This is a genomic window from Nocardioides xinjiangensis (assembly GCF_017916455.1).
Lineage (GTDB): Bacteria > Actinomycetota > Actinomycetes > Propionibacteriales > Nocardioidaceae > Nocardioides > Nocardioides xinjiangensis.
Genome location: NZ_JAFMSY010000001.1, coordinates 1,244,141 through 1,266,326 on the forward strand (window position 1 = coordinate 1,244,141; position 22,186 = coordinate 1,266,326).

22 protein-coding genes are annotated in these 22,186 nt (G+C 73.6%); 18 read left to right on the plus strand and 4 right to left on the minus strand.

Annotated elements, in window-relative coordinates; translation table 11 throughout:
- The first annotated feature begins 50 nt into the window (after positions 1-50).
- From J3P38_RS05930 to J3P38_RS05980, 11 genes are all read left to right on the plus strand, one after another.
- Positions 51-1,862 carry an ABC transporter ATP-binding protein gene (locus J3P38_RS05930; protein ID WP_210502960.1) on the plus strand — a complete coding sequence of 604 codons (1,812 nt, stop codon included), beginning with the start codon at positions 51-53 and terminating at the stop codon, positions 1,860-1,862.
- Positions 1,859-2,863, plus strand: coding sequence for a CgeB family protein (locus J3P38_RS18300; RefSeq protein WP_210438909.1), 1,005 nt, complete (start codon positions 1,859-1,861; stop codon positions 2,861-2,863). The genes J3P38_RS05930 and J3P38_RS18300 overlap by 4 nt, the downstream gene beginning before the upstream one ends.
- Positions 2,854-3,873, plus strand: coding sequence for a hypothetical protein (locus J3P38_RS05940; protein WP_210502961.1), 1,020 nt, complete (start codon positions 2,854-2,856; stop codon positions 3,871-3,873). The genes J3P38_RS18300 and J3P38_RS05940 overlap by 10 nt, the downstream gene beginning before the upstream one ends.
- Positions 3,870-4,559, plus strand: coding sequence for an acylneuraminate cytidylyltransferase family protein (locus tag J3P38_RS05945; RefSeq protein WP_210502962.1), 690 nt, complete (start codon positions 3,870-3,872; stop codon positions 4,557-4,559). Before J3P38_RS05940 ends, J3P38_RS05945 begins: the two co-directional genes overlap by 4 nt.
- The gene (locus tag J3P38_RS05950) at positions 4,556-5,386 is read left to right on the plus strand and encodes an FkbM family methyltransferase (RefSeq protein ID WP_210502963.1); all 831 of its coding nucleotides are present in this window, start codon (positions 4,556-4,558) and stop codon (positions 5,384-5,386) included. Before J3P38_RS05945 ends, J3P38_RS05950 begins: the two co-directional genes overlap by 4 nt.
- Positions 5,387-5,449: 63 nt before the next feature.
- Positions 5,450-7,723 (plus strand): N-acetylneuraminate synthase family protein, encoded by a 2,274-nt coding sequence (locus J3P38_RS05955; protein ID WP_210502964.1) that lies wholly within the window; start codon positions 5,450-5,452, stop codon positions 7,721-7,723.
- Positions 7,714-8,775 (plus strand): glycosyltransferase family 4 protein, encoded by a 1,062-nt coding sequence (locus J3P38_RS05960; protein ID WP_210502965.1) that lies wholly within the window; start codon positions 7,714-7,716, stop codon positions 8,773-8,775. The genes J3P38_RS05955 and J3P38_RS05960 overlap by 10 nt, the downstream gene beginning before the upstream one ends.
- The gene (locus J3P38_RS05965; protein ID WP_210438914.1) at positions 8,772-9,926 is read left to right on the plus strand and encodes a hypothetical protein; all 1,155 of its coding nucleotides are present in this window, start codon (positions 8,772-8,774) and stop codon (positions 9,924-9,926) included. The genes J3P38_RS05960 and J3P38_RS05965 overlap by 4 nt, the downstream gene beginning before the upstream one ends.
- Positions 9,919-10,941 (plus strand): glycosyltransferase family 4 protein, encoded by a 1,023-nt coding sequence (locus tag J3P38_RS05970; RefSeq protein ID WP_210502966.1) that lies wholly within the window; start codon positions 9,919-9,921, stop codon positions 10,939-10,941. The genes J3P38_RS05965 and J3P38_RS05970 overlap by 8 nt, the downstream gene beginning before the upstream one ends.
- Positions 10,938-12,059: a glycosyltransferase gene (locus J3P38_RS05975; RefSeq protein ID WP_210502967.1), complete on the plus strand. Its 1,122-nt coding sequence runs from the start codon at positions 10,938-10,940 to the stop codon at positions 12,057-12,059. Before J3P38_RS05970 ends, J3P38_RS05975 begins: the two co-directional genes overlap by 4 nt.
- Position 12,060: 1 nt before the next feature.
- Entirely contained in the window at positions 12,061-13,473 is a 1,413-nt protein-coding gene (locus J3P38_RS05980; protein WP_210502968.1) for a sugar transferase, read from the plus strand.
- Positions 13,474-13,485: 12 nt separating this feature from the next.
- Here J3P38_RS05980 and J3P38_RS05985 read toward each other — a convergent pair whose 3' ends face one another.
- Positions 13,486-14,934 (minus strand): polysaccharide biosynthesis tyrosine autokinase, encoded by a 1,449-nt coding sequence (locus J3P38_RS05985; protein ID WP_210502969.1) that lies wholly within the window; start codon positions 14,932-14,934, stop codon positions 13,486-13,488.
- Positions 14,935-15,006: 72 nt separating this feature from the next.
- On the opposite strand from J3P38_RS05985, the gene J3P38_RS05990 reads away from it, so the two are divergent.
- Both J3P38_RS05990 and J3P38_RS05995 read left to right on the plus strand, forming a co-directional pair.
- Positions 15,007-15,864 (plus strand): nucleotidyltransferase family protein, encoded by an 858-nt coding sequence (locus J3P38_RS05990; protein ID WP_210438919.1) that lies wholly within the window; start codon positions 15,007-15,009, stop codon positions 15,862-15,864.
- Positions 15,861-16,145 (plus strand): PqqD family peptide modification chaperone, encoded by a 285-nt coding sequence (locus J3P38_RS05995; RefSeq protein ID WP_210438920.1) that lies wholly within the window; start codon positions 15,861-15,863, stop codon positions 16,143-16,145. Before J3P38_RS05990 ends, J3P38_RS05995 begins: the two co-directional genes overlap by 4 nt.
- Here J3P38_RS05995 and J3P38_RS18305 read toward each other — a convergent pair.
- Complete coding sequence (locus J3P38_RS18305) at positions 16,120-16,530, minus strand: VanZ family protein (RefSeq protein WP_210502970.1); 411 nt, start codon at positions 16,528-16,530, stop codon at positions 16,120-16,122. The genes J3P38_RS05995 and J3P38_RS18305 overlap by 26 nt on opposite strands.
- A gap of 23 nt (positions 16,531-16,553) precedes the next feature.
- Between J3P38_RS18305 and J3P38_RS06005 the strand changes: the two genes are divergently transcribed.
- Together J3P38_RS06005 and J3P38_RS06010 are read left to right on the plus strand one after the other, a co-directional pair.
- Positions 16,554-17,636, plus strand: coding sequence for a hypothetical protein (locus J3P38_RS06005; RefSeq protein ID WP_210502971.1), 1,083 nt, complete (start codon positions 16,554-16,556; stop codon positions 17,634-17,636).
- A 57-nt stretch (positions 17,637-17,693) separates the two neighbouring features.
- A complete protein-coding gene (locus tag J3P38_RS06010; RefSeq protein ID WP_210502972.1) occupies positions 17,694-18,854 on the plus strand; it encodes an acyl-CoA dehydrogenase family protein in 1,161 nt (386 codons plus the stop codon).
- A 45-nt stretch (positions 18,855-18,899) separates the two neighbouring features.
- On the opposite strand, the gene npdG is transcribed toward J3P38_RS06010, so the two are convergent.
- Positions 18,900-19,565: an NADPH-dependent F420 reductase gene (gene npdG / locus J3P38_RS06015; RefSeq protein ID WP_210502973.1), complete on the minus strand. Its 666-nt coding sequence runs from the start codon at positions 19,563-19,565 to the stop codon at positions 18,900-18,902.
- 118 nt (positions 19,566-19,683) lie between these two features.
- On the opposite strand from npdG, the gene J3P38_RS06020 reads away from it, so the two are divergent.
- Entirely contained in the window at positions 19,684-20,214 is a 531-nt protein-coding gene (locus tag J3P38_RS06020) for a type 1 glutamine amidotransferase domain-containing protein (RefSeq protein ID WP_210502974.1), read from the plus strand.
- Between the two features lie 40 nt (positions 20,215-20,254).
- On the opposite strand, the gene J3P38_RS06025 is transcribed toward J3P38_RS06020, so the two are convergent.
- The gene (locus tag J3P38_RS06025; protein ID WP_210502975.1) at positions 20,255-20,938 is read right to left on the minus strand and encodes a dihydrofolate reductase family protein; all 684 of its coding nucleotides are present in this window, start codon (positions 20,936-20,938) and stop codon (positions 20,255-20,257) included.
- Between the two features lie 17 nt (positions 20,939-20,955).
- On the opposite strand from J3P38_RS06025, the gene J3P38_RS06030 reads away from it, so the two are divergent.
- A complete protein-coding gene (locus J3P38_RS06030) occupies positions 20,956-21,858 on the plus strand; it encodes a dihydropteroate synthase (protein WP_210502976.1) in 903 nt (300 codons plus the stop codon).
- A gap of 61 nt (positions 21,859-21,919) precedes the next feature.
- Entirely contained in the window at positions 21,920-22,054 is a 135-nt protein-coding gene (locus tag J3P38_RS18025) for a hypothetical protein (RefSeq protein WP_282593966.1), read from the plus strand.
- Positions 22,055-22,186: the final 132 nt, after the last annotated feature.

Sequence of the window (22,186 nt, forward strand, 5' to 3'; positions counted from 1 at the left end):
GCGACGGTGCTTCGCAGACCGTGTCGACCAGCGCGGGATCAGTCCACCTGGTGCGCCGAGCCCTCGCCCTCTTCGACGCAAGCACCACGCGTCGGTTCTTCCTCGCGATAGCCGGATCAGTGGTCGTCGCGCTGGGCGAGGTGCTTGCGCTCCTCCTGGTCCTGCCCCTCATGCAGCTCATCACCGGCGACACCGCCGCCGGGGCCCTGCCGCGCCTCCGGGAGCTCCTCGGCAGCCCCGACGACAGCCGCCTCGCGATCTACCTCTCCAGCGCCGTCATCGGGGGGTTCATCGCGAAGAGCCTGGTGGCTCTGGCGATCAGGTGGTGGACCAGCGGGTTCGTGCTGCGCCGAGGCGCTGTGGCCTCCAGCGCGTTGATGCGCTACTACCTCAACGCCCCGTACTCGCTGCATGTCCAGCGCGGCGCCGCCGACCTCCTGCGTCGCATGTCCGACGCCATGGCGCAGGTGTTCGACCGCGTCCTCAACCCGGCCATCTCCTTGGCGACCGAGCTGGTGACGATCGCCGCGATGGCGACAACCCTCCTCGTCGTGGCCCCCGTCCCCACGCTCGCCGTCACCATCTACTTCGGCCTGGCCGCCTACCTGCTGCAGCGCCTCGTCCGCGAACGCATGAGGCGCTCGGGGCAGGAGCTGATGACGGCCAACCTGGAGATCCTCCGCTACGCGCTGCAGGCCCTGTCCGGGATCAAGGAGATCCAGCTGCGCAACGACCAGGAGGTCTTCGTCCAGCGCTACGAGGGCGCCAGGCTCAGGGCCGCCATGGAGCATCGCACCATGGGCTTCATCAGTGAGCTGCCCAAGTACGCGATGGAGATCCTCTTCATCGGCGCCATCGGCATCATGACGGCGTTGTCCTTCGCGCTCGAGTCCCGCACCCAGGCCCTCGGCGTGCTGGCCCTGTTCGCGGTAGCCGGCTTCCGCGTCCTGCCCAGCTGCGTCCGCTCCATCGCCTCCCTCAGCCTGCTGCGTTCCGGCGAGGAGGCTCTCGACCTGGTGGAGGAGGACAGCAGAGCGGCTCACCGGACCTTGGTCGAGGTCACCGGCGCACACCCTGCGGCTCTGCCGTTGAACGACGCGCTCACGGTCCGCGACCTGACGTTCCAGTACCCGGATGCCGACGCACCCGTCCTCGTCGACGTCAACCTCACGATCCCTGCTGGCTCGTCCCTGGCCCTGGTCGGCAGGAGCGGATCGGGCAAGTCGACCCTGGTGGACCTCATCCTCGGCCTCCAGCGACCCACAGCCGGCGTCATCCTTGCCGACTCCGTCGACATCGGGGGTGCCTTGAAGGCCTGGCAGGCCGGCCTCTCGATGGTGCCGCAGGACGTCTACCTGCTCGAGGGGTCGATCAGGGACAACGTGTACTTCACCCCAGGGGTGGACGACCCCGGTGACGCGCGCCTGCACGCGGCGATCGAGCAGGCCTCGCTCGCCGACCTCATCAGCGAGCTCCCCGACGGCGTGGAGACCGAGGTCGGGGACCGCGGCACCAGGCTCTCCGGCGGCCAGAGGCAACGCGTCGGCCTGGCGCGCGCCCTCTTCCGGTCGCCCCACCTGCTCGTGCTGGACGAGGCCACCTCCGCTCTCGACAACGAGACCGAGCACGAGGTCAGCCGCACCATCCGCGAGCTGCACGGTCGCATCACCACCATCTTGGTGGCGCACCGGCTCTCCACGGTCAAGCACTGTGACCAGGTGGCGTTCCTGGAGGGTGGACGGGTCAGCGCCATCGGGACGTTCGACGAGCTGAAGGAGAAGAGCCCGGCCTTCGCTCGCCTCGTCGCGCTCGGGTCGCTCGACTCGGGCCTCGACGCGACGTCCCCGGGGACCGCCAGGTGACACGCGTCCTGCTCGTCGCGCCCGCCTTCCACGGCTACGGCGACTCGATCGCGAGCGCGCTGAGTCGGGCCGGGCACGAGGTGCGCGTCCACTCCTACGACCTCAACGCGTCCCTCGGCGCCAAGCTCCGGACGAAGCTCGTCCATGAGCTCCCCAGCCGCCTCGGATCGCCCGCCGGGGACCGCGCCCGGCGACGGCTGCTCACCGCGCGGGCGGTCGATGTCGTACGGGCCGAGCGGCCGGACGTCGTCGTCACGGTCAGGGGCGACGTCCTCGGCCCCGCCTACTGGGAAGCTGTCGACGCCTCGGGGGCCCGTCAGCTGCTCTGGCTCTACGACGAGCTCGCGCGCATGCGCTTCGACGACGAGGTCCTCTCCTCCCGCCCCTCCGTCGTCTCGTACTCGCCCGACGACGTGTCGCACCTCCGCTCCCGCGGCCTCCGGGCACATCACGTGCTCGACGCGTTCGACCACACCGTGCCGTTCACGCCGGCTCCCAGCGACGAGGTCGTCTTCATCGGCGCTCGCTACCCCGACCGCACCCACCTCCTCGAGGGCCTGCACGAGCGAGGCGTGCCCGTGCGGGCCTACGGCCGGGACTGGTCGCACCACCCGTTCGACCGGGTCCGCACCTGGCAGGTGCGGCGTCCCGGTGTCCCGTCGGCGCGCGAGGTGGACCGCGCGACGGCCTACGGGCTGACGGCCGGGGCTGTCGCGGCCCTGAACTCCCACACCGACCAGGACGGCTTCACGATGCGCACCTTCGAGCTGCCCGGCACGGGCTCGCTGCAGCTCATCGACCGCCCCGACGTCGACCGGCTCTACGAGCCCGGCACGGAGGTGCTGGTCTTCTCCGGGCTCGACGAGCTGGCCGACCAGTGCCGGCGTGCCGTGGTCGACCGCACGTGGGCCCGCACGATCGCCGAGCGCGGGAGGGCCCGCACGCTCGCCGAGCACACCTTCGACCACCGGGTGCCCGTGCTGGAGGCCGCATGGGGCTGAACCACCCCCGGGACCTCGCGGCCTGGCGGGACTGGCAGCAGTCCCGGCACCGCCTGCGCCGGCTGCGTCACGCCGTCCGCCCCGCCGGCGGACCGCAGGTCGAGCGATTCGTGCTGACGACGTACGACACCGAGCCGCGGCTGCTGGTCGCCGTCGACTCCGCGTCTCCCACGAACCACGCCGCCCTGGTCGAGCCGCTGCGCCACCTCGAGCTGCCGGTCGCCGTGCTGTCGCCGGGACCGCCGCCCGAGCTTCCCGGGCGGACACCCCTGTCGAGCGCGGAGGTGGCGACCGACGTGCCCGTCGCGCTCCGCGGCCTCACCGCCGTCCTGTCGCTCGGACACCACCTTCCCCGCGGAGAGGTCGCGCAGCACTGGGCGAGCGTCCTCGGCGTCACCTCGGTGGTGGTGCAGCACGGCGCCCTGACCCCTCACGCCCCGCCGCTGCCGCAGGGCGCGCGGCTGCTGGCCTGGAGCGACGTCGACGCCGACTTCTGGCGCTCGGGTCGCAGCGACGTCGAGCACGAGGCCGTCGGCAGCCAGCTGCTCTGGGGTGCCGCCGGCCGGCGGGCGGACGGAACCGGCCTCAGGCTCACCTACCTGGGGCAGATGCACGCCGCGGAGCTGTCGCGGGGCCGGCTCGTGACCGCAGCCGCCGCCCACTGCCGCTCGCACGACGCCGTCTACCGGCCGCACCCCTCGGAGACGGACCGCCTGTCGCGACTGGTCCACGGCGCCTACCGGCGCTCGGGCATCGAGGTCGACGGATCCACCCCGCTGGCCGGGCTCGACGGCCCCGTCGTCAGCGTCTTCTCCACCGGCGTCCTCGAGGCGGCCGCGCAGGGCCGCGACGCGTGGGTCGACTTCCCGCGTCCTCCGGCGTGGCTCGTGGAGTTCTGGGAACGTTACGGCATGCACCGCCTCGGGACCACCTCCACGCCCGCACCGAGCCGGCCGGCCACCGAGCCGGCGCGGCGGATCGCCGAGATCGTGACGGCGGCCGCGTCGTGAATCCTCTCGACACCCTCTGCGTCATCCCGGCCCGCGGCGGCTCGAAGGGCGTGCCGCGCAAGAACCTCCTCGACGTGGGCGGGAAGCCGCTGATCGTCTGGACGATCGAGCAGGCGCTCGCCGTTCCGGAGCTGGACGTTCTGGTCTCGACCGACGACGAGGAGATCGCGCACGTCGCCCGCGAAGCCGGCGCGCGCGTGCCGTGGCTGCGGCCCGCCCACCTCGCCCAGGACACCACCCCGACCGAGCCGGTCGTCCGGCACGCGATCGAGCAGGTCACCGCGGAGCGCGGTCGTCCCGACGCGGTGATGCTGCTCCAGGCGACGTCGCCGGTGCGGCACGACGACACGCTGGCCCGCGCCCTCGCCGAGTTCGCCGCCACCGGGGTGGACTCGATGGTCGGCGTCGTCGAGCAGCCGCCGTTCGTCTGGCAGGCCGGCGACCCCCCGCAGGCCGCGTACGACGTGGCGGCGCGCCCGCGCCGGCAGGACCTCACCGCCGAGAACCGGCGCTACCGGGAGACCGGCTCCCTCTACCTCACCCGCACCGAGGTCTACGAGCAGCACGACAACCGGCTGGGCGGGCGCATCGGCCTCTTCGTGATGGCCGAGGACGAGGGCGTGGACATCGACACCGATCTCGACGTCGCGCTCGCAGCGAGGTTGCTGGAGCGACGCGACCGATGATGAACACGTTGCGGCGCATCGCCTCGCTGCCCGGGCTTCGCCGGGTGCTGCTGCGACCGCGGGTGCGACGGGCCGTCGCCGCGCTGCTCGCCCTGCGGTTCCTCAGGGCAGCACTGCTGACCACGACCCCGATCCGCTTCGCGGTGGCCGACCTGCTGACCTCACGCGGTCGGGTCCGTTCGTGGACGCTGCGAGACGGTGGCACTGTCACGCTGATGCACCGACGTGACCTCGAGGCCTTCCACGAGCTCATGGCCGCCGGCGAGTACGAGCCCCCCGCTGCGCTTAGGTCACGCCTCGCGCGCCCCGGTCGCGTCCTCGACATCGGCGGCAACATCGGGATGTTCGCCCACTGGGCGCACCGCCGCTGGCCCGACGCCCGCATCACCTCGATCGAGCCCGACCCGGACAACCTGGCGGTCTTCCGCGCCGGCCTGACCGACCAGCCGATCGTGCTCGTCGAGGCCGCCGCCATGACGCGGCCCGGCCACGCGGCCCTCTCGTCGGGCTCCGGCGCCGGCCGGCAGGTCGAGTCGAGACCGGACGCCCTCGCGGGATCGGTGCCGGCGGTCGACGTCTACGAGTTCCTCCGAGACGCCGACTTCGTGAAGATGGACATCGAGGGCGGGGAGTGGCCGATCCTGGCCGATCCCCGCCTCGCTGAGCTGGACGACCTCGTCTGGGTGATCGAGTTCCACCGGGCCGGGGCACCGACCCTTCCCGCCCGGGACGCGGCACAGCGGCTGTTCGAGGCGGCCGGCTTCCGGGTCGGTCACGAGAGGCTGAACCACTGGGGGCACGGCACCCTGTGGGCGTGGAAGGACTGATCCGTCCCCACGGGTGTCGCCATCGGGCTACCCGGGCTGCGGCGAGCGGTTAGCGTTGCGCCCGTGATCATCGAGCGCGACCTCACGCCGTACGTCGTCTACTCGGGCGACCCGGTCCTGCGCGCCTTGGAGAAGATCACCGCCAACAAGGCCCGCGTGATCTTCCTCGTCGACGCGCACGGCCACCTCGACGGCGTGCTATCCGACGGCGACTTCCGCCGCTGGGTCAGCAGCGCCGCCAGCCTCACCGTCGACGTCCCGGCCATCGAGGCCGCCAACACCTCACCGCGCAGCCTGCCGGTCGGCAGCAGCCCTGCCGAGATCTCCCACGCCTTCGGCTCGGGCATCGACCACGTGGCGCTCGTCGACGAGCGCGGACACCTCGTCGCGATCGCGATCAACCGGGCCGACGAGCTGCGCATCGGGCGCCACGTCGTGGCTCCCGACGCCCCCGCGCTGATGGTCTCCGAGATCGGGATCAACCACCAGGGCGACGTCTCGCTCGCCAGGAAGCTCGTGGACCTGTCGGTCGAGGCCGGTGCGGACGTCGTGAAGTTCCAGCTGCGCGACATGGAGTCGCTCTACCGCCAGGGCAGCTCCGGCTCGGGTGGCGAGGACCTCGGGCCGCAGTACACCCTCGACCTGCTCGCGAAGTACGACCTCGGCGCCGACGGGCTCTTCGAGGTGTTCGACCACTGCGGCGACGTCGGCATCGACGTCATGTGCACGGCCTGGGACCCGGTCAGCGTGGACCGACTCGTCGACTACGGCGTCCCCTCGCTGAAGGTGGCCTCCGCCGACATGACCAACCACGCGCTGCTGCGCCACATGGCGGCGAGCGGCACCCCCATGGTGATCTCGACGGGCATGTCCACCGAGGGCGAGATCCGCGAGACCGTCGACCTCGTCCGCGGCACCGGCGTGGCGCACGCGTTCCTGCACTGCCAGTCGACCTACCCCGCGCCGTTCAAGGACGTCAACCTCGCCTACCTCACCCGGCTCGCGGAGCTCACGCAGGCGCCGGTCGGCTACTCCGGCCACGAGCGCGGCTTCCACGTCGTGCTCGCGGCCGTCGCGCTCGGCGCCCGGATCATCGAGAAGCACGTCACCGTCGACCGCGACCTCGAGGGCAACGACCACAAGGTCAGCCTGCTGCCGGGCGAGTTCGCCGAGATGGTGCAGCGGGTGCGGGAGGTCGAGGAGGCCCTCGGCACCGCGGCCCCGCGCGCGGTCTCCACCGGCGAGATGATGAACCGGGTCAACCTCGCCAAGTCGCTCGTCGCGGCGCGCCGCATCGAGGTCGGCGAGACCCTGACCGACGCCGACATCGACATCAAGAGCCCCGGCCGCGGTCTGCAGCCCAACGCCTACGACAAGCTCGTCGGCCGCACGACCACCCGCGCGCTCGACGCCGGCGACTTCTTCTACGCCACCGACCTCGGTGACGCCGTGCCCCGCGGCCGGGAATACGCGTTCCGGCGCCCGTGGGGGCTCGCCGTGCGATACCACGACATCGACGCGATGACGAAGGACACCACCCCGGACTTCCTGGAGTTCCACTTCTCCTACAAGGACCTCGACCTGCCGGTCGCCGACGTGTTCGCGAAGTACCCAGGCGGGCTGCCGACGGGGTTCACGACCCACTCCCCCGACCTGTTCGCCGGCGACTTCCTGCTCAACCTCGCCTCGCCCGACGACGACCACTGGGAGCGCTCGATCCGCGAGCTCCAGCGGGTCGTCGACACCACCCGCGAGATGCAGCAGCACTTCACCCGCGGTGCGGACGCGCGGGCCGACGCGGAGGGACCGGTGGTCGTGGCCAGCCTCGGCGGCTTCACCAGCGACGCGTTCGTGCGTCCGGAGCAGCGCGCTGCGATGTACGACCGGGTGGCCGCCGGGCTGGCCCGGGTCGACGACTCGGGGGTGCGGCTGTGCGCGCAGACGCTGCCGCCCTACCCCTGGTACATGGGCGGACAGCTCTACTGCAACCTCTTCGTCGACCCCCGCGACACTGCCGAGTTCGCCGAGCGCCACGGTCGTCGCCTGTGCTTCGACGTCTCGCACTCCAAGCTGTCGGCCAACTACCTCGGCATGTCGTTCGCCGAGGCCACCGACCTGCTCGCACCGCACACCGAGCACCTGCACCTCGTGGACGCGACGGGCGTGGACGGCGAGGGGGTGCAGGTCGGCGACGGCGAGATCGACTGGGCCGTGCTGGCCCAGCAGCTCGACGCCATGGCTCCGGGAGTGAGCTTCATCCCCGAGATCTGGCAGGGACACGTCAACGACGGCGAGGGCTTCTGGATCGCCCTCGAGCGGTTGGAGCAATGGTTCTAATCCCACCCACCGCGCTCTGGGTGGTGCCGGTCAGCGACCTGGCGGGAGTGGCGCGGCACGTCCTTGACGTCGCCCGCCACGGCATCCCCGGCTGGCGCCTCGTCGTGCTCACGCCCCCCGGCGCGTTGCCGGCGCGGCTGCGCGAGCTGGGTGCGGCGGTCGTCGAGGCGCCGTTCGGCCCGGACCACGGGACCCGCCCGTCGGTGTCCTCCCTGCACCACGCCGTCCGCACCCTGCGGCCGGCCGTCGTGCACAGCCACCTGTCGTACGCCGACGTGGTCGCCGCGCTGGCCGTCGGCGGCGCCGCCCGGCTGGTGACCACCGAGCACGGGATCGCCCGGGACGACGTCGTCTACCACCGCTCGGCCGCCAAGGCGCGCGTGATGGGAGCCGTCCACACGGCACGGCTGCGGCGCTTCGACGCCGTGATCGCGGTGAGCCAGGCGACGGCCGGCGTCATGCGCGAGAAGTGGCACGCCGGCCGTGCGGTCGAGGTCATCCCCAACGGCGTCGACGTGCCGGCCCGCGTGCCGAGGCGCGAGCCGGGGCTCCGCGTCCTCAGCCTCGCCCGGCTCGCGCCGGAGAAGCGGCTGCCGGCCCTGCTCGATGGCTTCGCCGAGCTGCGTCGGCGGCATCCCGACGCCCGGTTGACCTTGGCCGGCACGGGACCGGAGGAGGCGGCGCTCCGCGCCCGGGTCGAGCGCCTCGACCTGGTGGACGCCGTGTCGCTGCCCGGCTTCCTCGACCCCGAGGACGCGATGGCCGAGCACGACGTCCTGGCGATGCTGTCGGTGTGGGAGAACTGCTCCTACGCGCTGCTCGACGCGGCGGCGCGGCGTCTCGGCGTCGTCGCCAGCGACGTCGGCGGCAACCCGGAGATCCTGCCACCCGCCTCCCTCGTCGACGCCGCGGACGCGTCCGCCGTGGCCACCGCCCTCGCGACCCAGGGACTCGACCCCGCCGCCCGCCCGACGCTGCGCGACTGGCCGACGGTCGACGACATGTGCCAGCGGGTCGCCGCGACGTACGACGCCCTCGGGGTGCCCGCGTGAGGGGGCGGGTCGTCTCACCGTGGGACCTGCCCGACACGTCGGTGCAGCGCGCCGACGACGCGGACCGCCAGGTCCGCGCCACCGACTTCCTGCTCATGGCGATGGTGCCGCTGCGGGTGGTCGAGGTCGCCGGCCTCCCGCTCAACGAGCTGGCCATGGCGGCGCTCGTCGGCCTCTGCCTGCTCCGGCCGGCGCGCGGCGGAGCCCGGCTGCCCGGGACGGTGGTCGTGCCCCTCGGCGGCCTCCTCGCGCTGCTGACCTGGTCGGGCCTCGCCAACGACGTCGACTGGATCCGGCGGGTGGGACACGTCGCGGTCTGCTGCGGGCTCGTCTGGGCCTTCGGCACGGGGCGGATCTCGCTGCGCTCAGCCGGCGCGGGGCTGGCGGCGAGCCTGGTCGCGGTGATCGGGCTGGCCCTCGTCGGCATCGGCGGCGACTCCTACCCGGGTCGCCTCACCGGGTACCTCGGCGACCCCAACGCCGGCGCCTTCTTCATCGCCGTGCTGGGCGTGCTGGCGGTCTTCTTCTGCGACGACCGGTGGCAGGTCCGCCTCGCCGTCGCCGTGCCCGTGGTCGCGGGGCTCGTGCTGACCTACTCACGGACCGGTCTCCTCGCCGGCGCCTTCGCGGTCGTCTGGGTGCTGCTCGGCCGCCGGCTCGGGCCGGCAGGCGGAGCGATCATGGCGGCCGGGCTCGTCTGGATCGTGGACAACGTCCCCCGGAGCCTGACGACCTTCGGGCCGTTCTCGGACCGCTCCGGCAGCGACGCACTCCGCGAGCGGATCGTGGCCCAGGAGAAGGTCGAGCTGGCGGGTGCGCCCTGGTACGGCAACGGGCCCGGCACGGCGAAGGTCGACATCCGCGACCTCGAGTTCTTCTTCCACAACAGCTACCTCGCCGTCCGGCAGGAGGGCGGGTGGCTCGCGCTGCTGCTCGTCCTGGGCCTCATGGTCGTCGCGTTCCTGCGGCTGTCGCGGCGGTCGCGGGCCGGCGACCTGGCCGCGGCCGGGGCACAGGCGGCGATCATCGGCACCGCCGTCATGGCCATCACCCTCGGCGAGGTGCTGCTCGACACCCCGATGGCGATCGCGGTCGGCTCCGCGCTCGGGCACGCGCTCCGCTGCCCGCCGGAGGCGTCCTCCGATGGGTGAGCGGATCCACCTCGCGGCCAACAACCCGGACCTGGGCGGCGGCGAGCAGGTGCTGCTGCGCCACGCCGAGGCGCTGCTCGACCTCGGGCACGCGGTGACGGTCGTCTCGGCGGACCGGCCCACGGAAGTGCTCGACGCGGCCGCGGCGGCCGGCGCCGAGGTGGTGGCGATCCGCGCCGACGACCGGCGCGACTACCTCCGTCGGCTGCGGGCGTGGGACCGGGCGGAGCGCGACGGGGTGGTGTGGTGCCACGGGCTCGTGCCGGCGGTCGCGACCGCCGGCCACCGCAGGCGCATCGTGCACCTGCACCAGGATCCGCGCGGGCGCGGACAGGTCGCGGCCGCCGCGGTCGCACGTCGCGGCGCTCTGGTGACCCTCGTGCCGTCGACCGACATGGCCCGCCGTGTCCCGGGCAGCCGCGCACACGCCAACTGGACGGCCGACCTGCCGCTGCTCGACCGCTCCGCCGTCGGGTCGCGGGACGTCGGCTACCTCGGCCGCCTCTCGACCGACAAGGGTGTCGACGTGCTCGCCGACGCCGTCGGCCGGCTGTCGGGCGTCGGGGACCTCGTGGTCGCCGGCGACGCCCGGTACGTGCCGGAGCCGGACGTGCGGGTCGTCGAGCGGGCGCTGTCCGCCCTCGGGTCGCGCGTCGTACGGTTGGGCCACGTCGCGCCGGGCGAGCTGTTCGCCCGTGCCACGGTCGTCGCCTTCCCCAGCGTCTGGGCCGAGCCCTTCGGCCTCGTTGTCGCCGAGGCGATGGCGGCCGGCGTCCCCTTCGTCGTCTCCGACGCCGGGGCGCTGCCCGAGGTGGCGGGGCCCGACCACCCGTGGGTGGCCCGGGCGGGCGACGCCGCGGACCTCGCGCGGGTCGTCGGCGACGCCCTGGCGGCCACCCCGTCCGAGGTGCGTGCCGTGACCGATCGCGCGCGCAGCCGTTGGGCGGAGCACTACTCCCCGCGCGCCGGCCGGCTCCGGGTGCAGCGGCTCCTCGACGACCTGGGGGTGGGATGAGCGCCGGCACGACGTCGCCGCCCGTCGCGATCGCCCACGACTACCTCACCCAGCGCGGCGGCGCCGAACGGGTCGTGCTGACGATGCTGCGGGCCTTCCCCGGCGCTCCGCTGCACACCACGCTCTACGACCCGGAGGGCACCTACCCGGAGTTCGCCGGGGCCGACCTGCGGACCTCGCCCATCAACCGGGTCAGGACGCTGCGGCGCGACCACCGGCTGGCGCTCCCGGTGCTCGCAGCGGCCGCCTCGCGGATGCGGATCGACGCCGACGTCGTCGTCGCCTCCAGCAGCGGCTGGGCCCACGGCTTCGACACCGACGGTCGCACGGTCGTCTACTGCCACAACCCCGCCCGGTGGCTCTACCAGACCGACGAGTACCTCGGCGGTGCCCCGTGGCGCTCACCGATCGGGCCGCCCCTGATGGCGATGCGGCCGTTCCTCCGGCGGTGGGACCGCACCCGCGCCGACCGCGTCGACGTCTACCTCGCCAACAGCCTCGTCGTGCAGCAGCGGATCCGCGCGACGTACGGACGCGAAGCCGAGCTGCTGCCACCCCCGCACGGGATGGACGCCTCCGCACCCCGCGAGCCCGTGCCCGAGCTCGCGGACTGGGACCCCGGCTACGCCCTCGTCGTCTCCCGGCTGCTGCCATACAAGAACGTCGACGCCGTCATCGAGGCCGTGCGCGGCACCGGCCGCCGGCTGGTGGTCGTCGGTCGTGGCCCGGAGGAGGGGCGGCTGCGTGCGACGCTGCCCGACAACGTGCACCTGTTGGGCGGGTTGAGCGACGCACAGCTGCGATCGGTGTACGCCGGCGCGGGGGTGCTCGTCGCTGCCAGCCACGAGGACTTCGGCCTCGCGCCGCTGGAGGCCGCCGCCTTCGGAGTGCCGGCCGTCGCCCTGCGCGGGGGCGGGTTCCTCGAGACGGTGCTCGAGGGCGAGACCGGGGTGTTCTTCGACCAGCCGGACCCCGACCAGGTAGCCGCGGCCCTGGCGGCGTCGGATCGCCACGACTGGGACCCTGCAAGACTGCGAGCCCGGGCCGAGGAGTTCGGCGAGGCTCGCTTCATCGCCCGGATCCGACAGATCGCGTCAGAGGAAGGGAGGCGAGCCTGACGTGCGGCCCGAAGGCATCCGCCTCCTCCCGTGGCTCGTCGGCGCCGTCGACCTGCTGATGCTGGCCGTCGCGACCGTGCTTGCCATCCGGTTCCGGCTGACTCTCTCGATCTTCGACACCGCCGCCGACCTCCTCGAGAACACCGCCCTCGCCAGCGTGTTCTTCGTCGCCACGTGGCTGGTGCTGCTGGGGTTCTTCGGCACCTACGAGCGCCACGTGTTCGGAGCCGGCACCGAGGAGTTCAAGCTCGTCGTCAACGCCTCGTTCTTCACCGCCGCCCTCGTGGCGACCATGGCCTACCTCATGCAGTACCCGCTCTCCCGCGGCTTCTTCCTCCTCTACTTCCCCATCGGGGTCCTGCTGCTCCTCGTCGGCCGCCTGGCCATGCGGCGCACCCTCCAGCGCCTCCGAAGCGCCGGACACTTCACCGAGCGGGTGCTGCTCGTCGGCACGCCGGGCTACATCGGCGAGATCCACACGGTGCTGGCCCGCGAGGCGTGGCTGGGCTACGAGGTGATGGGGTGCCTGGTGCCGCCCGAGTACGCCGGGCTCGAGGTGACCTCGGCCGGGGTGCCGGTGCTGGGCCTCACGGGCGAGGTGCGGCAGGTCGTCGACGACGTCTCCCCCGACATCGTCTTCTTCACCGCCGGCGCGGTCAGCTCGTCCACCGCCCTGCGCCGCCTCGCGTGGGACCTCGAGGACCACGCCGACGTGCAGATCATCGTCGCCCCCAACGTCACCGACGTATCGAGCGAGCGGGTGCGCATCCGCCCGGTCGCCGGCCTGCCGCTGATGCACCTCGGCCGGTCGCGGTCGCAGCTGGCCACCAACGACGCCAAGCGCGCCTTCGACGTCGTGGGAGCGCTGCTCGTCCTCGCCGTGGTGTGGCCGCTGCTCCTGGCACTCATGGTGTGGATCAGGCGGCACGACGGCGGGCCCGCGCTGTTCCGCCAGACGCGCGTGGGCCGCGACGGAGCCCACTTCACCTGCCTGAAGCTGCGGTCGATGTCGGTCGACGCCGAGGAGCGCATCGCCGAGGTCGAGGCCCGCGACCACGTGCTGCTCAAGAGCACCCGGGACCCCCGCGTCACCCGGCCGGGGCGGTTCATCCGGCGCTACTCCCTCGACGAGCTGCCGCAGCTGTGGAACGTGCTCCGCGGCGAGATGAGCCTGGTCGGGCCGCGTCCCCCCCTGCCGTCGGAGGTCGAGCAGTACGAGGACGACATGCTCCGCCGCCTCAACGTGATGCCGGGGATGACCGGTCTCTGGCAGGTCTCGGGCCGGTCGGACCTGTCCTGGGAGGACACCGTCCGGCTCGACCTCTACTACGTCGACAACTGGTCGATGGTGCAGGACCTGCTCATCCTGGCGCGCACGGTCACCGCCGTGCTCGCCAGCCGCGGCGCGTACTGAACCGCCGCTCGGTCAGGACCGGGCGGCCTTCGCCTCCCTGCGACGGCGCCCCTTGCCCGCGGTGGAGTAGGCCTCGAGCGAGGCGTACTCGGCCTTGTAGCCGCCGTAGCCCCCGTAGCCGTCGTAGCCGCCGCCGTAGGCGATGGCGGAGGCGCCCTTGACCGGCGCCTTGTTGAGCACGACGCCGAGCAGCCGGCTGCCGACCTGGTCGAGGATGCGGCGGCAGTGCTGGCTCTGCTCGATGTGGGTCTTCCCCGCCGCCTGCACGAGCAGCGCGCCGTCGCAGAACGCCGACAGCAGGCCCGCGTCGGTCACCGGGAGCAGCGGCGGGGCGTCGAGGATCACGAGGTGGTCGTGCGAGAGGTCGTCGACGAACTGCTTCATCCGCAGCGAGCCGAGCAGCTCGCTGGGGTTCGGCGGGATGCGGCCGGCGGGCAGCAGGCTCAGGTTGGGCGTCCCGCTCTCGACGATGACGTCGCGGACGTCCACGTCGCCGGCGAGCGCCTGGGTGAGGCCGACGGCGCCGTCGACCTCGAAGGTCGTCGCGATGGTCGGGCGGCGCAGGTCGGCGTCGACGAGCAGCACGGGCGTGCCGGCCTGGGCCACGAGCCGCGCGATGTTGGCCGACACGGTCGACTTGCCCTCCCCGGCCAGCGCCGAGGTGACCACGATGCGCCGCGGCTCGTTGTCGACGTCGACGAAGCGCAGGTTCGTGCGCAGCTGCCGGAACGCCTCGGCCGCCCGGCCAAGGTCGCCGCGCACGCCGCGGTGGGCGCGGCCGAGCGCGTCCTCCTTGGGGATGATGCCGAGCACGGCGGCGCCGGTGGCCTCCTCGACGTGCTTGGCCGAGCGGATGCGCCGGTCGACGAGTCGCCGCGCGATGAGGACGGCGTACGCCAGGACGAGCCCGCCGGCGGCGCCCTCCATCGCCGCGCGGCGGTAGTCGGGCGTGAACGGGGCGCCGGGCAGCTGTGCCGGCTGGAGCGGGACGATCCGGGTCAGGGGCTCTCCTCTGGGCGCCTCCCCGGTCTCGATCTCCTGCGCCACGACCACCACGGCGTCCACGACGGCGTTGGCCAGGTCGCGCGCCTCCTCCGGCGTGGTGCCCGTCGCGGTCACGGTGAGCGCGTTGACCGAGGCGTCGACGGACGCGGAGAACCGGCCGGCGATCGCCTCGGGCGGGACCTCGAGGCCGAGGTCGTCGACGACCTGCTCGGCCACGGGCGCCGTGGAGACCAGGAACGCGTAGAGCACGGCCTTGTCCTCGGCGAGCTGGGTGTTGCCCTGCTCCTCGCCCGGGGTCGTGGCCTGCCCGACCCGGACCAGGCCCGACGACGTCGCCGCGTAGAGCACCGGCTCGCGCGTCGTCTTGGCGACCATGAGGAGCGCGCCGAGGACGGTGCAGCCGATCAGCACCCAGACGTAGGCCCGGGTGAGGCGTACGAAGTCCCCGAACGTCATGCGCGCGAGTCTAGGGCGCGCGACCGGGCCGACCACCCGAAACGGCGAGACGCCGGCTGGCACCATGGGGGCATGAGCGATGAGGGCGAGGGCCGGTCGGCGCCCATCGCCGCGCGGGTGCACCTCGCCCACGCCGTCGTGCAGAAGCTCGCCGACGACCGCTCGATCGACCTGCTGCACCTCAAGGGCCCGGCGGTCCTGCCCGGGCTGCGCCCCGAGGGCCGGCAGTCCAGCGACGTCGACGTCCTGGTGCGGCCCAGCCACCTGCCGCGCCTGGTCGCGGCGCTCGAGTCCGTCGGCTTCGAGCAGCGCACCGACTTCTCGACCGGGTCGGTGTTCGCCCACGCCGCCAACTGGTGGCACGACGACTGGGGCTGGGTCGACGTGCACACGAGCTGGCCGGGCGTCATGCTGGACGCCGAGGCCGCCTTCGACGTGCTGGCTCGGACCAGCGTCCAGCGCCAGATCGCGCACTGGGACTGCCCGGTGCCCGATCGCACCGCCCAGCGGCTCATCCTCGTCCTGCACTCCGCCCGCTCCGAGGGCACGACGGACGTCGACCACGCATGGCTGGGCGCCGAGCCGGCCGAGCGGGACGACGTGCGCCGCCTCGCCGCCGAGCTGCGTGCCGAGGTGGCCCTCGCCGCCGGCATCGGCGAGCTCGACCGGCACCGCGGGGCACCGACGTACGCCCTCTGGCGTCACTTCACCGAGGGCGGCAGCCGGTTCGACGAGTGGCGTGCCCGGTTCGCGGCGGCACCGACCGTGCGCGCCAAGGTCGCCCTGCTGACGGCCGCGATGCGCGTCAACCGCGACCACCTCCGGATGGAGCTGGGACGTCCGCCCACGCGCGAGGACGTGCGGGCGCGCCAGCGGCTCCGCGTGAAGAAGGCGGTGGCGGAGCTCTCCGACCGGATCGGGCGGTCGTGACGCGCTACCGGATCGCCGACGACGTCGCGTGGGTGAGCGAGGAGGGCCTCGACGGCGGTGACGCGCCGACGGCGTACCTCACCCGCGTGCCGAAGGGGCCGCCGATCCTGCTGGAGGGGTCCGGGTGCGTGGTGTGGCTCGCCCTCGCGGAGGGAGGCACGATGGAGGACGTGGTCGCGGCGGCCGCCGCGATGGCGGGCGCCGGGGCCGAGGACATCCGCGACGACGTGGAGACCCTGGTCGACCAGCTGGTCGTCATCGGCGTCGTGCGCGAGGACTGACCAGCAGCGCCCCGAGCGCCGCCCCCAGCGTGTTGGCAGCCACGTCCTGCCACGTCCCCTCGCGCGCCAGCCACAGCCCCTGGACGAGCTCGATCGCGGTCGACCCGGCCGCGGCGGCCAGCGCCGCCTGCCACCACGGCCGCCGCGTGAGCAGCACGAACAGCGCGCCCAACGGCACGAACAGCACCACGTTGAGCAGCACGCCGTAGTGCTCGGGGGCCACCCACGCGGGGGCGATCGGCCAGTCGTGACGGAACCGGACGTAGCACGCGACGGTGAGGCGGTTGAGCGCCCAACCCCACGGGCCCGCGACCAGCACCGCGAGACCGACGAGGTAGACCGCCGCGAGGCCGACCAGGAACCGACGTCCGCGCGACCAGTCCACGCGGCCACCCTAGAGTGACCCGCGTGAGCCGAGGAGGGACGTCGCCCGAGGTGGTCGTCGAGGCCCTCGGCGTGCCGATCGGCATCCCGGTCACCGGCGCGGCCGCCGACCGGCTGCGGCGGCAGTGGAGCCGCGCCCTCACCGACCGGGAGCCGGCCACCGTCGTGGACCTCGAGCACCTCGACGGGCACGACCCGGTCGCCCTCGACTACGCCCTCACCTCACGCGTGACCCTCGCCGCCCTCGATGCCACGGCCGGGTCGCGCGTGAACCTGCACGCCGGCGCCGTCGCCGACGACGAGGGCCGGGCGCTCGCGGTGGTCGGTGCGTCCGGCGCGGGGAAGACGACCGCGGTCCACCACCTCGCTCGCCGCCTGGGCTACCTCTCCGACGAGACCACGTCGGTCGACGAGGGCCTCCTCGTCCATCCGCACCCCAAGCCGCTGTCCGTCATCACCGACGCCGACGCCCCCCGGGTCAAGCAGTCGCTGTCACCCGACGACCTCGGTCTCCTGCGCGCGCCGGCGACGTCGTACCTCCACCGGATCGTGCTGCTGCACCGCGGGGAGGACGACTCCGGCCTGGCGCCCCTCGCGCCGGCCCGGGCGATCGCGGAGATCGTGTCGCAGACGTCGTCGCTGCCGCGGCTGGAGGACCCCGTCCGACGCCTGGCCGACATGCTCGACGCGTGCGGTGGCGCCTGGGGGCTGCGCTACCGCGAGCTCGAGCACTGGGTCGACGACCTCGTCGGCCTCCTCGACGTCGAGGGGCAGCCGCCGCTCCCCCGACTGCACCACCCCGGGCGCCGGACCGACGACCCCGCCGGCGACGACCCCGCACCCCACGCCTGGGTGCGGGCCTCGTGGCGCGACGCGGTGGAGTACGACGACGAGCTGGTGGTGATGGTCGGCGACCGCGTGCACGTCCTCGCCGGCCTCGGCGTCGTGCTGTGGCTCGTCCTCGAGGTCCCGCGGACCACCGACGACCTCCTCGCCGAGGTGCGCGAGCTCTGGGGGGACCACCCGGACGCCGTCGGGCTCGTCACCGGCGCCCTCGAGCTGCTGGCGCACGAGGGGCTGCTCCGCGCGCCCGACGCGGCCGGCTGAACCGGCCCCCACCCGCGGCCGCGGAGCACGCTCGGGCCCGCGGGTAACGTGCGCGGCATGACCGCCCGCCGCCAGCTGCCCACCGACGAGGCCCGCGACCTGCTCGCCCTCACCCGCGAGATCGCGACCAAGGAGCTCGCCCCCCGCTCGGCCGAGGCGGAGGCCACCGAGACCTTCCCGCGCGACGTCTTCCGGATGCTCGGCCAGGCCGGGCTGCTGTCCCTGCCCTACCCCGAGGAGCACGGCGGGGGCGACCAGCCCTACGAGTTCTACCTCCAGGTGCTGGAGGAGATCGGTGCCGTGTGGTCGTCGGTCGGGGTAGGAGTGTCGGTGCACGCCCTGTCCTGCTTCGGGCTGGCCCACTTCGGCACCGACGAGCAGCGGGCCGAGTGGCTGCCCGACATGCTGGGCGGTGAGCTGCTCGGCGCGTACTGCCTCTCCGAGCCGCACGCCGGCTCCGACCCGGCCGCGATGCGCACCACCGCCCGCCGCGACGGCGACTCCTACGTCCTCAACGGCGCGAAGGCATGGACGACCCACGGCGGTCACGCCGACTTCTACAAGGTGATGGCGCGGACCTCCGACGACCGCAACGGCATCTCCTGCTTCCTCGTGCCCGCCTCCGCGGAGGGCCTGTCGGCCGACCCGCCCGAGCGCAAGATGGGCCTGACCGGCTCGGCCACCGCGACGATGCGCTTCGACGGCGTGCGCGTGCCCGTGGAGCGCAGGCTGGGCGCGGAGGGCGAGGGCCTGCGGATCGCGCTCGCCGGGCTGGACTCGGGCCGGCTCGGCATCGCCGCGGTGGCCGTCGGCCTCGCGCAGGGCGCCCTCGACGCCGCGGTGGCGTACGCCAAGGAGCGCGAGACCTTCGGCACGAGGATCATCGACCACCAGGGACTGGCCTTCGTCCTGGCCGACATGGAGGCCGCGATCGTCTCGGCGCGCGCGACCATGCTGCACGCCGCCCGCCTGCGCGACGCGGGCCTGCCGTTCTCCCGCGAGGCCTCGATCGCCAAGCTCGTCGCGACCGACAACGCCATGAAGGTCACCACCGACGCCGTGCAGGTCCTCGGCGGCTACGGCTACACCCGCGACTTCCCCGTCGAGCGCTACATGCGCGAGGCGAAGGTCATGCAGATCTTCGAGGGCACGAACCAGATCCAGCGCATGGTGATCTCGCGCTCGCTGGCGAGGGACAACGCCGGCCTGATCGGCTGAGGCCGGCCGCGGTCGGCCCGCGGTCGGCCGCGCCACCCACCGATCTCACACGTCGGTGACGCGCACCCCCGCGTGCGCCTTGTAGCGCCGGTTGATGGCGATCAGGTTGGCCGTCAGGGCCTCGACCTGGTGGGCGTTGCGGAGGCGACCGCCGTACATCCCTCGCATGCCCGGCACCACGTCGGCCAGCGCCTGGACGAGGTCGGTCGCCTCGCGGTCGTCACCGAGGACGAGGACGTCGGTCTCGACCCGCTCGACGTCGGGGTCCAGCAGCAGGACCGCGCTGACGTTGTGGAACGCGCCCACGACGCGCGACTCCGGGAGGATGGCGGCGGCCTGCTGGGTGGCCGAGCCCTCCTCGACCGGCAGGGCGTACGCCCCCTGCTTGTCGAAACCGAGGGGGTTCACGCAGTCCACGACGACCTTGCCGGCCAGCTCGCTGGTGAGCGAGGAGAGCAGCTCGGCGTGGCCCTCCCACGGCACGACGACCAGCACGACGTCGCCCGCCGCGGCGGCCTCGTGGTTGTCCGCCCCGCGCACCCGGCCCACGTCGCCGAGCCCCGTGGCGGCCTCGCGCGCCCGGTCCGCGCTGCGCGAGCCCAGCACGACGTCGAGGTCCGCGGCCGCGAACCGGCGGGCCAGGCCCCGCCCCTGCGGCCCCGTGCCGCCCAGGACGGCGATGGTCAGCGAGGCGAGGTCGTGGTCGGTCATTGCGCCGACGCTAGCGAACGGCCCGACCCGTCCGGTGCCCGCCCGTCCCGTGGGTGCGGACGAGCGGCCCACCCCTCCGTGGGTTGTCCACCCTCCAGGTGCGAGCGAGCGTGGAGGCATGACCAAGCGCATCGCATTCCTGACCGCTCTCGAAGGTGTCGAGGAGGTCGAGCTCACCAAGCCGTGGCAGGCCGCCGTCGACGCCGGCCACACCGCCGAGCTGCTGTCGCTGGACGAGGGCGAGGTCCAGCTCTTCCAGCACCTCGACAAGTCCTCCACCCAGCGCGTCGACCGACGCGTGAGCGACGTGGCCGTCGCCGACTACGACGCCCTCGTCCTGCCCGGTGGCGTCGCGAACCCCGACGCCCTGCGCATGGACGAGGAGGCCGTCGCGTTCGTGCGTGACTTCATCGACTCCGGCAAGCCCGTCGCCGCGATCTGCCACGCCGCCTGGACCCTCGTCGAGGCCGACCGCGTGCGGGGCAAGCGGGTGGCGAGCTGGCCGAGCCTCCAGACCGACATCCGCAACGGCGGCGGCGACTGGGTCGACGAGGAGGTCGTCGTCGACGGCAACCTCATCACCAGTCGGAACCCCGACGACATCCCGGCCTTCTCACAGGCGCTGCTCGAGGCCCTGTCCTCGCGGTGAGGCCCGGCCGGGGCCGGTGGACGTCCGGCCTCGGCGTCGACTACCCCGGCTGGACCAGCCAGCGGCCCAGCAGCGTCCCGTCCTGCTCGAGCAGCAGGGCGGGACGCAGCCGCACGTCCACCTGCGCACCGGTCGCCATGCGCACGGCGTCCCCGCCGGCCAGGCGCGGCACCACGGTCCAGCACAGCTCGTCGACGACGCCGGCCGCCAGCAGGTCCGCGAACAGCGACGGCCCGCCCTCGCAGAGGATCTCGCTCCACCCCCGGTCGGCCAGCGCCGGCACGAGGGCGGCGAGGTCGATGTCGTCCTCGCCGAGCACGAGCACGTGCTCGTCCCCGAGCCGCTCCCGGGCGGCGTCGAGGCCCTCCGACGAGGCCACGGTCGCCATCAGCACGCGGCCGCGCGGCGCCTCGCGCAGCGTCGGCGGCACGTCGGCCGACCGGCTCACGACGACCAGCGGCAGCGGTGGGACGTCGTACCCCTCCGTGCGCAGCGTCCCCGCGCCGACCACCAGGCAGTCCGCCCGGCTGCGCAGCATGTGGAAGACCCGCTTGTCGGCGGCGTTGTTGATGCTCTTGCTCAGCCCGTCGCCACCCTGGGCGGCGCCGTCGACCGTGCTGACGAAGTTCACCCGCAGCCAGGGCCGACCGTCCGGGGCGTACGCCGCCGCCAGCTCCTCGTCGGACAGGTCGGCCAGTCGTCGCAGCTCGAGGGGGTCGCTCACCCCCCTACTGTTGCACCGTGATCTCGCTCGCCGACCTGGCCGCCCTCCAGAACGCCCACGGCGACGCCTGGGCCGCCCCGGTCGCGCCCGTCGTGCTCGACGGGCCGCGGGGGCCGGCCGTCATCGGCGACGGGCCGGTCACGCTGATGGGTTGCATCAACCTCTCGCGCGACTCCACCTACCGCGAGAGCATCGCGACCAGCCCCGCCGACGCCGTGCGGATGGGACGCATCCAGGTGGCGCAGGGCGCCGCGATCGTCGACCTGGGCGCGGAGTCGAGCACCGCCGCGGCCGCCCGGGTCTCCGCCGATGACCAGGTCGCCACCCTGGTGCCGGCCGTCGAGGGGCTCGCCCCGGAGACCGTGGTCTCGGTGGAGACCTACGAGCCCGACGTCGTGCGCGCCTGCCTCGACGCCGGGGCGCGGGTCCTGAACATGACCGGCCGGCAGCACGAGGACGAGATGCTCGCGCTCGCCGCGGAGTACGACGCTGCGGTCGTGATGTGCTTCGGCACGACCACCAACGTCCGCGAGGTCGCCGACGTGCCTCCCGACGACGACCCGGTCCCGGCGCTGCTCGACCACTTCGCGCCGCGGCTCGCTCGCGCCCGCTCGCTCGGGGTGGACAAGGTGGTGATCGACCCGGGCATGGGCTTTTACTACGGCAACCTCGTCGAGCCGATGACCCGTGCCCGCCACCAGGCGCGGGTGCTGGCGCAGACGTTCCGCCTGCGGCCGCTGGGCGTGCCGGTCTGCAACGCGCTCCCGCACACGTACGACATCTTCGGCGACGAGTTCCGCAAGGCGGAGGGGTTCTACGGGACGATCGCCGCGCTCGGCGGTGCGCACCTCCTGCGCATCCACGAGGTGGCCCACCTGCGCGTGGTGCTCCGGGGGCTCATGGAGCTCGAGGTTCGCTGACCGTCACCGTGCAGGCAGCTCGCTCCGACGAGCCGGTGGCCCACGCTCAGGCGGCGAGGGCGTGACGCCCACCTGCCTGCACGGTGCGCCGGACGACGACGTCGGCGATCGCGGCCGCCACGTCGTGGGCCCGAACATCACGTCGGACCAGGAGAACCGGAGCACGACGAGCCCCAGCCGCGCCGCCGAGGTGTAGCGGTCGACGTCGCGCTGCAGGCCGGCCCTGGTCCAGTGGTGTCCTCGAACGACTCCGCCCCGCTGCCGGAGTCATCCACAGGCCGCGGTCGTGCACCAGGACGGCCGTCCGGGCACGCCGGCCGGAGGCGGG